Raw genomic sequence first — 10827 nt, forward strand, 5'->3', positions numbered from 1 at the left:
GCCGTGCTGCTCGGCGCCGCCGCAGCCGGTGCCGCGACCCTGGTCGGCGCCCGGGCCGCCGACGCCGCGACCCCCGCCGCGACCCCTGTCGCTGCTGCCGCCGGGACCCGCCGCGCCGCTGCCGCGTCAGGGACCTTCGTCGTCCCGGCCGACTCCGTCCCGCACACCCGCACCTGGATGGCCTGGCCGGATTCGACCTCGATCTGGGGCCGCCAGCTCTCCGGCGTCCAGCAGAACATCGCCCTGATCGCCCGCACGATCGCCGGCTACGAGCCGGTCTACCTGCTCGCCAACTCCGCGAGCGTCTCCAAGGCCCGCTCGATGTGCGGCTCCGGCGTCACCGTCATCGGCTCCATCCCGGTGAACGACTGCTGGATGCGCGACACCGGCCCGGTCTTCCGCACCAACGGCGCCGGCGGCCTGGACGCCGTCGGCCTGAACTTCAACGGCTGGGGCAACCGCCAGGCCCACGCCAACGACGCCCTCGTCGCCCGGCGCGTCGCGGCCTACCTCGGCCTGCCCTTCACCGCGGCCGGCCTGGTCAGCGAGGGCGGCGCGATCGAGACCGACGGCGCCGGCACCCTGATGGCCACCCGCTCCAGCATCATCAACGCCAACCGCAACCCATCCCTGAGCCAGGCGCAGATCGAGGCCGCGATGTGCGCGGCCTACGGCGCCGGCAAGGTCCTGTGGTTCACCGGCATCAAGAACCAGGACGTCACCGACGACCACGTGGACGCCACCAGCCGCTTCCTCGGCCCCGGCGCCGGCGCGGTGCAGATCCCGGACCCCAACGAGAGCGACATCTGGGCCACCGACGAAAACCAGCAGTACCAGGCACTCTCCTCCGCGACCGACGCCCAGGGTGCGCCCATCGGAGTGACACAGATGCAGGGCCCGAACTACAACGTCATCCGCTCCACGAACCAGAACTTCGTAGGCTCCTACGCCAACTACTACGTCTGCAACGGTGCCGTCATCTCAGCCCAGTTCGGCGACGGTAACGCCGACGGCCTGGCCTACGACACCCTCAGCACCCTGTTCCCCGGCCGGACCATCGAGCAGCTGAACATCGACAACCTCGGCAACGGAGGCGGCGGCATCCACTGCGTCACGCAGCAGCAGCCCTCGGTCTGAGTGCTGCGTCTGAGTCCTCCGCCGATCGAGTGACGAAGCGCGGCCGGGCCTTCCAGCTGCGGTCGCGCTTCTGCCGGTCCGCCGGAACTCTGATCGCGGCGATGTTCCCCGGGTCGGCTCTTTTTTCGCAAAAGCTGACAGTGGGCTGTGCTGAAAAGTGGGTCAGCTCGATTCTGAATCCAGACCGGGTCTCGGCCCGAGCTCCGCCACGATCGCCCCGCGCAGCAGGTCCCGAGCCCGCTCCAACCCGAGCGTCCCGGACAGCCAGCGCTCCGACAGCCCCTCGACCAGCGCCGTCAGCCGCTCGGCGACGTCGTCGGGATCGACGCCCTCGCGCGCCTGCCCGGCCTCCTGCGCCAGGGCCACCCGCTCGGCCATCTCCCGCACCCAGCCTGCCGTCGCGCCTTCCAGCCGCTCGCGCAGGTCCGTCTCGAAGATCGCCGACGCCCGCAGCTCGCCCCAGGCGGTGCTGTTCTCCCGGATCTCGTCGTCGTCCTGCAGCTCCAGCAGCAGCGTCTGCTCCAGCTCCGAGCGCGGATCCCGGTGCGCCGCCCCGGACTTCCCGGCCGCGAGCGCCTGCGCCGTGTACCGGTCGGCCCGGTCGCTGATGTAGTCCAGCGTCGCGCGCAGCAACCCCGCGCGGTCCTTGAAGTGGTAGTAGATCAGCCCGGTCGAGGCCCCGGCCTTGGCCGCGATCTCCTCCACCCGCAGTCCTCTGACGCCGCTCTGCGCGATCATCCCGACCGCCGCCTGGAGGATCAGGTCCCTTTTGCTGGCCACGCCATCACACCTTACATGCGAGTCACTGCCCGGGCTGCTGCTCTTGACTGAACTTTCAGTCAAGAGCATTCTAGGCACACCGCGCCGCCGGATGGCGCCCGGATCCCCAGCTCACCCAGCTCACCCAGCTCACAAGGAACGAAGAACCCATGACCATGCGCATGCCGGCCGAATGGGCCGAGCACGAGGGCACCCTGATGGCCTGGCCGACCAGAGCCGATCTGTGGGGCGCCGTCCTGGAGTCCGCCAAGGACGAGTACGCCGAGGTGGCGCGGACCGTCGCCCGCTTCGAGCCGGTCCTGATGGTGGCCCCGCCTGGCGCCGGCGCCGAGGCCCGGGCCCGGTGCGGCGACACCGTCGAGGTGATCGAGCTGCCGATCGACGACTCCTGGTTCCGCGACTCCGGCCCGATCTTCGTCACCGACGACGGGACCGGCGATCGCGCCCCGGCCGGCGCCGGCCGTGCAGGCGTCGACTTCCGCTTCAACGCCTGGGGCGGCAAGCACACCCCGTGGGACGCCGACGACCGCATCAGTGCCCTGCTGCTGGAGCACCTCGGCGTCGAGCGCGTCGCGTCAACGATGATCCTGGAAGGCGGCGCCATCACCGTCGACGGCGAGGGCACGCTGATCACCACCAAGCAGTGCCTGCTCCACCCGAACCGCAACCCGGACTGGACCCGCGAGCAGATCGAGGACGAACTCAAGGCGCGCCTCGGCGTCACGACCGTCATCTGGCTCCCCTACGGCGGCGCCGAGGATTTCGAGACCGACGGCCACGTGGACGGCTGCTGCGCCTTCATAGCCCCGGCCACCGTGATCGTGCAGCTGCCCGACGACCCGGCGCACCCGGACTACGAACGCTGCCGCGCGAACCTGGAGATCCTGCAGAACTCCCTGGACGCACAGGGCCGCAAGCTCCGCATCATCCCGATCCCGCAGTCCAACCGCGTCGACCTGGACGGCCAGGAGCTCGAGGTCGGCTACCTCAACTTCTACCTGCCCAACGGCGGCGTCGTCGTCCCGATCGCCGGCGTGCCGGCCGACGCCGGGGCCTTGGCGGTGCTGGCCGAGGCGATGCCGGACCGGGAGGTCGTCGGTGTCCGTACCCCGGCGCTCGCGTACGGCGGTGGCGGCATCCACTGCATCACCCAGCAGATCCCGAAGGCGCCGGGCACGGCGCCGGGCACGGCGGCACGAAAGGTGACAGCGGCATGAGCTCCGGCATCGACTACACCCTCCTGACGTCCTTCGGTTCGCCGCTCGGCTCCCCGGCCCGCCTGGAGCCCTCGGTCCGCCCGATGCTGCGGATCGGCCTGGTGCAGATGCGCTGGCAGCCGGACGCCGACGCCCACGACGAGGCGCTGCGCACCGGCGTCCGCCTCGCCGCAGCCCAGGGCGCGACCGTGGTCTGCCTCCCGGAGCTGACGCGCAGCCCGTACTTCGCGGCCGACGCGGCGATGGCCGTGGACGCCCCGCGCTTCGCCGAGGACCTGCACGACGGCCCCACCGCGCGCCTGGCCGCCGAACTGGCCAAGGAGCTGGGCATCGTCGTGCACGCCTCGCTCTACGAGCGCGCCGACGACGGCGGCCTCGGCTACAACACGGCGATCTGCGTGGACGCCGACGGCCGGATGCTGGCCGCCACCCGCAAGAACCACATCCCCGAGTTCCCCGGCTACCACGAGAACCTGTGCTTCCGCCCCGGCGACAGCGGCTTCCCGGTGGTGCCGATCGACAACGTCAGCTTCGGCTTCCCGACTTGCTGGGACGAGTGGTTCCCGGAGCTGGCCCGCGCCTACGCCCTGGCCGGGGCCCAGGTGCTGGTGCACCCGACGGCGATCGGCTCGGAGCCGGAGCTGCCGGAGTTCGACACCCGCCCGATGTGGGAGCACGCCATCAGCGCCAACGGACTGGTCAACGCGCTGTTCCAGATCGTGCCCAACCGCGTCGGCCCGGAGGGGCGGATCACCTTCTACGGGTCCTCCTTCATCTCCGACCCCTACGGCCGCATCCTGCTGCGCGGCCCCCGGGACCAGCCCGCGGTCCTGGTCGCCGACCTGGACCTGGACCAGCGCCGGGACTGGCTGGAGTTCGGGCTCGTCTACACCCGGCGGCCCGAGATCTACGGGCCGCTCACCACGCCTGTGGCGCGCCGCTAGCCGCTTCACCCTCCCGTCCCCTCCGTAGCGCGTCCCTCCGTAGCGAAGGAGCATCACCTTGATCAGAGTTCCCTGGCGGTCCGCCGCCGGTGCCGGTGCCAGCCTGTTCCTCGCCGCAGCCGTCACGGCGTGCGGCGGCGGGCACACCACCACCGCGTCCGGCGGTGCTGGCTCGGCGACATCCGGCGGCGCGGCGTACGCGCTGTCCGCGTCCACGCCGGTCGCGAAGGGCCCCGTCGACTCGTTCACCTGGGCCCTCTACGCCGAGCCCACGACGCTCGACTACGCGCAGGCCTTCGACTACCCGCAGAACATGATCCTGTCGAACGTCTGCGAATCGCTGATGCGCTGGAACCCGGACCTCACCGAGTCCCCGGGCCTGGCCTCCTCGGCGGCCCAGCCGGACCCGACGACGTACGTCTACACGCTGCGGTCCGGCGTGAAGTTCCACGACGGCGGCACGATGACCGCCGACGACGTGGTGTTCTCCCTCAAGCGGCAGATGGATCCGGCGACCGGGTCGACGTGGATATCCACGTTCGACAACGTCACGTCCATCGCCAAGACCGGGCCGTCGCAGGTCACCGTCAAGCTGAAGAAGCCGGACTCGCAGTTCGGCGAGGCGATGGCCAACTCCGCCGGCACCGTCGTACACGCCGCGGCGGTCCAGTCCGCCGGACAGAACTACGGTACCGGCGGCTCCCTCGGCTGCACCGGCCCCTACACGCTCGGGACCTGGGTCAAAGGCACCTCGATCGAGCTGGACCGCTTCCCCGGCTACTGGGGCAAGCAGGCGCTGGCCGGCAAGGTGGTCTTCAAGTTCATCACCGACCCGACGGCCCTGACGAACGCGCTGCTCACCGGCGCGGCCGACGGCGGCTACCTGATCACCCCCGACAGCTACGCGCGGCTCAAGTCCTCCGGCGCCGGGACGCTGTACTTCGGCAAGTCGCTGACGACGATCAATCTCAACGTCTGCAACCTGTCCGGCACCCTCGGCGACGTCCGCGTCCGCAAAGCCCTGCTGCTGGCCCTGGACCGCTCCGGCTTCGTCAAGACCGGCCTGAAGGGCGTCGGCTCGGTGACGTCCGCCAACGCCCCGGCCGACTCCTGGCCCCCAGGCGCCGTCCCGCCGGCGAGCGACCTCCCGCCGACCGCGCAGGACCTGACGCAGGCCAAGGCCCTGATCCAGCAGGCAGGTGCCACCGGCAAGACCGTCACCATAGCGACCTCGCCGATCGGCCCGGACGTCTCGCTACTGGCCACGGCATTCCAGTCCGCCGGAACCCAGATCGGCCTGAAGGTGCAGCTCAAGACGGTGTCCCCGGACGCCTTCACCGCCCTGTTCTCAGACCCGAAGGCGCGCCAAGGCCTCGACGCCTTCCCGGAGACCTACTACCTCTCCACCACCGACCCCCTGGCGATGTACCACATCTTCCACACCGGCGACTTCGAGAACTACGCAGCCTGGTCGAACCCGACCTACGACAAACTCATGGACCAAGCCGAAGCCGAGTACGACCCGGCGAAGCGCGCCGCAATCAGCGCCCAGATCCAGAAGCTCGCCATGGACCAACTCCTCTGGATCCCCGCCGCCGAATGGCCCACCTCCCTCTTCCTCGACAAGCACATCACCGGCGCCCCCACCTCGATCGCCTACCTCTACTACCCGTGGGCCGCGGACGTCGGCTCGGCCGGGTGAGCGTGGTGGGTGGCGTGGGCGGCGGCGCCGACAGCGAGAACAGCGCGAGCAGGGGCTTCGGCAGCGCGAGCGGCAGCTTCGGCGCGAGCGGCGGCGACGTCGGCCTGAGCGGTGCGGCCAGCAATCCGGTCGGCGCAGGCGTGGTTAGCGGCGTGCGTGGCGCGGTCGGCATCGGCGGCGCGAGCGGTGCTGGCAGCGAGGCCAGCGCGAGCAGCAGCTTCGGCAGCGAGAGTGGTGCGGGCAGCGGTGTCAGCGACATCGGCGGCGGCAGCGAGATCGGCATTGGCGCGGCGAGCGGCGTGCGCGGCGTGGGCAAAAGTGCCAGCAGTTCGCCCCGCCCGAGCGCGGAAATCTTCCGCTTCGCAGCCCGCCGCGCCCTCGAACTCGCCGCAACCCTCCTCGCCGCCTCGTTCCTGATCTTCTCCGCCGTCTACCTCGCCCCGGGCCGCCCCGAGACCTTCCTCCTCGGCGGCCGCTCGGCCACCCCGGAAGCACTCGCCGCGATCCGCGCGCACTACCACCTCGACGACCCCTTCCCCGTCCAGTACTGGCGCTGGCTCACCCAGATGGCCCACGGCGACTTCGGCACCTCCATCCAATACCGTGCACCGGTCCTCCACCTGATCACCGCGCGCCTTCCCGGCACCCTGGTGCTGATCGGCATGGCCGCAGTCCTCGTCGTCCTCCTCGGCATCGGCGCGGGCTGGCTCTCGGTACGGCGCCCCGGCGGCGCGGTCGACCAGGCGGTCCTGGTCGTCACCTCCGTCGCGGTCGGCACACCGTCCTTCGTCGCGGCCATCGCGCTGATCTGGGTGTTCTCGGTCCGTCTGGGCTGGTTCCCGTCCATCGGCTCCGGATCAGGGTTCTTCGACATGGCCTACCACCTCACCCTGCCGGCCCTCGCGCTGTCGCTCTACTGGGTCGGCACGCTGGCCCGCGTCACCCGCGCGGCGATGCTCGCCGAGCTGTCCAAAGAACACGTCGCCGTAGCCCGCAGCCGCGGCATCCCGGAGCGCACCGTGCTGCGCCGCCACGTCTTCCGCAACGCCGCCGGCGGCATCGCCACCATGAGCGGCCTGACGATCACCGGCCTCGTGGTCTCCACAGTCCTGGTGGAATCCGCCTTCGGCCTCGGCGGCATCGGCGCGTTCCTCGACACGTCGGTCTCGGTGAAGGACTTCCCCGTCGTGCAGGCAATCAGCCTCCTGATCGTGGGCCTCTTCGTGGCCGTGAACCTGGTCGTCGACCTGACCTATCCGCTGCTGGACCCCCGAGTCCGGCTCGGCACGAGGAACAGCGCATGAGCACACTGACACTCGTCCGCCGCCGCCCCGGACTACGCGCACTACGGACATCGCGACCATGGCTGTTCTACATATGCGCAGCCTTCGCGGCGGTGACCGTGCTGATCGCGGTCCTGGCACCGTGGATCGCGCCGGCCGACCCGAACGCCTCCGACCTCAGCGCCGCGTTGACCGGACCGTCCTCCGCACACCTCCTCGGCGCCGACGGCTCAGGCCGCGACACCCTCTCCCGCCTGATCCTCGGCTCGCGAACGGCGCTGCTCGGCCCGGCGGCCGTCGTCGTGTTCTCCACAACGCTCGGCGTGGCCGTCGGCGTCGCCGCAGGCTGGCGCGGCGGCTGGCTGGACTCTCTCCTGTCCCGAAGCAGTGAACTGATGCTCGCCTTCCCCGGCCTGCTGCTGGCGATCCTCTTCGTAGCCTTATACGGAACCGGCCTGCTGGCACCGATAGCAGCCCTATCCCTCGCCTACACCCCCTATGTCAGTCGTCTGTCTCGCAGCCTGACCCTGACAGAGAAGCAGAGACCTTATTTAGCGGCCTACCGAGTCCAGGGCTTCTCCAACTGGACGATCTGCGTCCGGCACCTGATCCCCAACATCGGACCGGTCATCCTTGCGCAGTCCACCGTCAACTTCGGCTACGCGCTGATCGACCTCGCCGCACTGTCCTACCTGGGCCTCGGCGTCCCGCCGCTGACGCCCGACTGGGGCTCGATGGTCAACGACGGCCAGTCTGCGATGCTCCAGGGCCAGCCGCTGTCGGCGATCGTGCCGTGCCTGGCGATCGTCCTGACCGTCGTCGCGTTCAACGTCGTCGGCGAGCACTGGGCCGACCACGTTGCCAAAAGAGAGGACGTGCGCGCGTGAACACGTTGCACATCCAGGGCTTGCGCGTAAGCCTGCCGGGAACGGCGCGCCCCGTCCTCGACGGCGTCGATCTGGACGTCGCCGCAGGCCAGACAGTAGCCCTGGTCGGCGAGTCCGGCTCTGGCAAAACCCTGACATCCCGCGCCGCACTCGGCATGCTCCCGCCGGGCGCGGCGGCATCCGGCGTGGTCGAGGTGGACGGCCGCGACGTCCTCACGATGGACCCGCGTGCCCTCCGCCGCCTGCGCGCGACCACCGCGGCGATGATCTTCCAGGACCCCCGCGCCGCCATCAACCCGGTTCGGCGCGTCGGCGACTTCCTCACCGAGGCCCTGCGCACCAACGGCACGGCCGACAAGGCCTCGGCACGCAGGCGCGCGCTGGTCCTGCTCGACGCCGTCGGCCTGCCCGAGCGGGCGCTGCGGCAGTATCCACACGAGCTGTCCGGCGGCATGCTGCAACGAGTCATGATCGCCGCGGCGCTGATGGCCGATCCGGTGCTGCTGCTGGCCGACGAGCCGACGACGGCCCTGGACGTCACCACGCAGGCCGAGATCATCGCGCTGCTGCGGGATCTCCAGACCCGCTTCGGCACCGCGCTGCTGTTCGTCACGCACGACCTGGAACTCGCCGCCGTCATCGCCGACCGTGTCGCGGTGATGTACGCGGGACGGATCGTCGAGACCGGCCCCGCCGACCAGGTGTTCGCCGATCCGAAGCACCCCTACACCGCAGCGCTGCTCGCGGCCACCCCTCGGCTCGACGCGCCGGCCGGCCGCTTGGCCGTCATCCCGGGCCGCGTCCCCGACCTACGCACGGTCATCGAAGGCTGCGCTTTCGCCGGCCGCTGCGCCCACGCCATGGACACGTGCCACGACGAGCCGCCGGAAACCACGGCGATCCCCGATCGCTCCGAGGCAACGGTCGCCTGCTGGCGAAGTAGCTCGCTGACGTTGCAAGGAGGCGCGAGCCGTGGCTGAGCCGGTACTGGAAGTCAGGGGTCTGCGGAAGTCCTTCGGGTCGCAGGTCGCAGTCGACGACGTGTCGTTCGCGGTCGCGCCCGGCGGCTCCTTGGGCGTAGTGGGGGAGTCGGGGTCAGGAAAGACAACGACCGCGCGGATCATCGTCGGCCTCGAACACGCCGACTCCGGCTCGGTGCGCATCGACGGCCGCGACAGCCGCGACAGCCGCGACCGCCAAGACCGCCCTGACCGCCCCGATTCCGGCCGGGTCCGCGGCCGCCCCGAACGGCTGGCCCGCGCCCGCCAGGTCCAGATGGTCTTCCAAGACCCGTTCCTGTCCCTCGACCCCCGCATCCCCATCGGCGCCGCGCTCACCGAAATCCTGCGCCTGCACCACCCGGACACCGACCACCCCACCCGCGTCGCCGAACTCCTCGACCAGGTCGGCCTCGGCGCGCGCGAGGCCTCGGCGTTGCCGCGCGGTCTGTCCGGGGGTCAGCGTCAGCGCGTGGCCATCGCCAAGGCGCTGGCCGTCTCGCCGCGCGTGCTGGTGCTCGACGAGGCGGTCGCGGCGCTCGACGTGTCGGTCCAGGCGCAGATCCTGAACCTGCTGGCCGATCTGCGCGCCGAGTTGGGGATCGCATACGTGTTCATCACGCACGACCTCGGCGTCGTCCGCTGCGTCACCGACGAGGTGGTGGTGATGCGGCACGGCGCGATCGTGGAACGCGGCGCGACCGAATCGGTGCTGGCCTCGCCGTCGCATTCCTACACTCGGCTGCTGCTGGAATCGGTCCCCGGCCCGGGCTGGGATCCGCAGGCGATCAGCGCCGCCCGCCGAGCCTTGGCTGACGCTGAGGCCGCCGACGTCGAGCTCACACTCCGATGACGCTCACCGCGGCCCACAACGCCACGGTCGCGGTGACTAGCGTCGCGGGCACGGCGATCAGGCCGAGCCGGGTGTACGTCGCCAGGCTCACCTGCTCGCCGTGCGCGGTGAGGACGCGGCGCCACAGGAGGGTCGCCAGCGATCCGACGTAAGTCAGGTTCGGGCCGAGGTTCACGCCGAGCAGGACGGCCAGGAGTGTCGCGGGCCCGGCGTGCGCGGCGGCGGGGAGCAGCACGAGCGTCGCCGGCAGGTTGTTGACGACGTTGGCCAGCACCGCCGCCACGCACGCCGTGCCGAGCAGTGCCAGCAGCGAGTTGCCCTGCGGCAGCAGGTCGCCGGCGTGCGCCCCGAGCCCACTGCCGGTCGCCGCCTTTACGACGATGCCCAGCGCCAGCACGAACGCGCAGAAGAACGGCGACGCCGCCCCCGCGAGCTCCCGCACCGTGGCGCGCCGTCGCACCAGCGCCCGGCTGCCCAGGACGAGGACGCCGCCGAGTGCCGCCCACGCCGGATTCAGCCCTGCGAGCGACGTCAGCGCGAAGCCTGCCAGCGTCGCCACCACCACGACGACGGTGAACGTCGGGACGCTGATCTCCTCGCCCTGCCCCGCTTCTTCCGCGCCGCCTGCCTGCTCAGCGTCCCCGGGCTCGCGCCCTTCCTCCGCCCCGGCCGCCAGGTCACCCGCAAAGTACTTCCGAAACACCACGTACTCGGTGCCGACCGCCGCCACCCACGGCACGGTCATCAACAGCGCGAACCGCCCGAACGTCAGCCCCGACGCACTGAACGCCAGCAGATTCGTCAGGTTCGAGACCGGAAGCAGCAACGACGCCGAGTTCGACAGGTGCGCGCACGCGAAGACGTGCGGCCGATCCCGCACCCCAGCCCGCACCGTCGTGGCCAGGACCACCGGCGTCAGCAGCACGACCGTCGCATCGAGACTCAGGACAGCCGTCCTCAGCGCCGCCACCACGAACGCCGCCGCCACCGACCGCCGCCCCCGCCGCACCTCGGCCAACCCCGGCG

Annotated in this window: 10 protein-coding genes; 8 read left to right on the forward strand and 2 right to left on the reverse strand. The window is 71.0% G+C overall.

Annotated features, from left to right (window positions below):
- Positions 1-3 precede the first annotated feature (3 nt).
- Complete coding sequence (locus tag GWK61_RS48795; RefSeq protein ID WP_369125677.1) at positions 4-1137, forward strand: agmatine deiminase family protein; 1134 nt, start codon at positions 4-6, stop codon at positions 1135-1137.
- Between the two features lie 162 nt (positions 1138-1299).
- Here the strand turns inward: GWK61_RS48795 and GWK61_RS48800 are convergent, their stop codons facing one another.
- Entirely contained in the window at positions 1300-1917 is a 618-nt protein-coding gene (locus GWK61_RS48800) for a TetR/AcrR family transcriptional regulator (RefSeq protein WP_323748103.1), read from the reverse strand.
- A 149-nt stretch (positions 1918-2066) separates the two neighbouring features.
- On the opposite strand from GWK61_RS48800, the gene GWK61_RS48805 reads away from it, so the two are divergent.
- Genes GWK61_RS48805 through GWK61_RS48835 form a run of 7 tightly spaced genes read left to right on the forward strand, consistent with a single transcriptional unit; the run spans position 2067 to position 9801 of the window.
- Entirely contained in the window at positions 2067-3134 is a 1068-nt protein-coding gene (locus GWK61_RS48805) for an agmatine deiminase family protein (protein WP_194920401.1), read from the forward strand.
- Complete coding sequence (locus GWK61_RS48810; protein WP_194920404.1) at positions 3131-4078, forward strand: nitrilase-related carbon-nitrogen hydrolase; 948 nt, start codon at positions 3131-3133, stop codon at positions 4076-4078. The genes GWK61_RS48805 and GWK61_RS48810 overlap by 4 nt, the downstream gene beginning before the upstream one ends.
- Before the next feature lie 58 nt (positions 4079-4136).
- Positions 4137-5780, forward strand: a complete 1644-nt coding sequence (locus tag GWK61_RS48815; RefSeq protein ID WP_228564203.1) for an ABC transporter substrate-binding protein — start codon at positions 4137-4139, stop codon at positions 5778-5780.
- Positions 5777-7084, forward strand: coding sequence for an ABC transporter permease (locus GWK61_RS48820; RefSeq protein WP_323748104.1), 1308 nt, complete (start codon positions 5777-5779; stop codon positions 7082-7084). The genes GWK61_RS48815 and GWK61_RS48820 overlap by 4 nt, the downstream gene beginning before the upstream one ends.
- The gene (locus GWK61_RS48825) at positions 7081-7950 is read left to right on the forward strand and encodes an ABC transporter permease (protein WP_194920406.1); all 870 of its coding nucleotides are present in this window, start codon (positions 7081-7083) and stop codon (positions 7948-7950) included. Before GWK61_RS48820 ends, GWK61_RS48825 begins: the two co-directional genes overlap by 4 nt.
- The gene (locus GWK61_RS48830) at positions 7947-8930 is read left to right on the forward strand and encodes an ABC transporter ATP-binding protein (protein ID WP_323748105.1); all 984 of its coding nucleotides are present in this window, start codon (positions 7947-7949) and stop codon (positions 8928-8930) included. The genes GWK61_RS48825 and GWK61_RS48830 overlap by 4 nt, the downstream gene beginning before the upstream one ends.
- Complete coding sequence (locus tag GWK61_RS48835; protein WP_194920408.1) at positions 8923-9801, forward strand: ABC transporter ATP-binding protein; 879 nt, start codon at positions 8923-8925, stop codon at positions 9799-9801. The genes GWK61_RS48830 and GWK61_RS48835 overlap by 8 nt, the downstream gene beginning before the upstream one ends.
- Here the strand turns inward: GWK61_RS48835 and GWK61_RS48840 are convergent.
- Positions 9788-10827: SLC13 family permease (locus tag GWK61_RS48840; protein WP_194920410.1), on the reverse strand; the 1040-nt coding region annotated here is incomplete at its 5' end. The two genes, GWK61_RS48835 and GWK61_RS48840, sit on opposite strands and share 14 nt — an antisense overlap.

The sequence above is a fragment of the Catenulispora rubra genome (assembly GCF_015356825.1).
In the GTDB taxonomy this organism is placed as follows: Bacteria; Actinomycetota; Actinomycetes; order Streptomycetales; family Catenulisporaceae; genus Catenulispora; species Catenulispora rubra.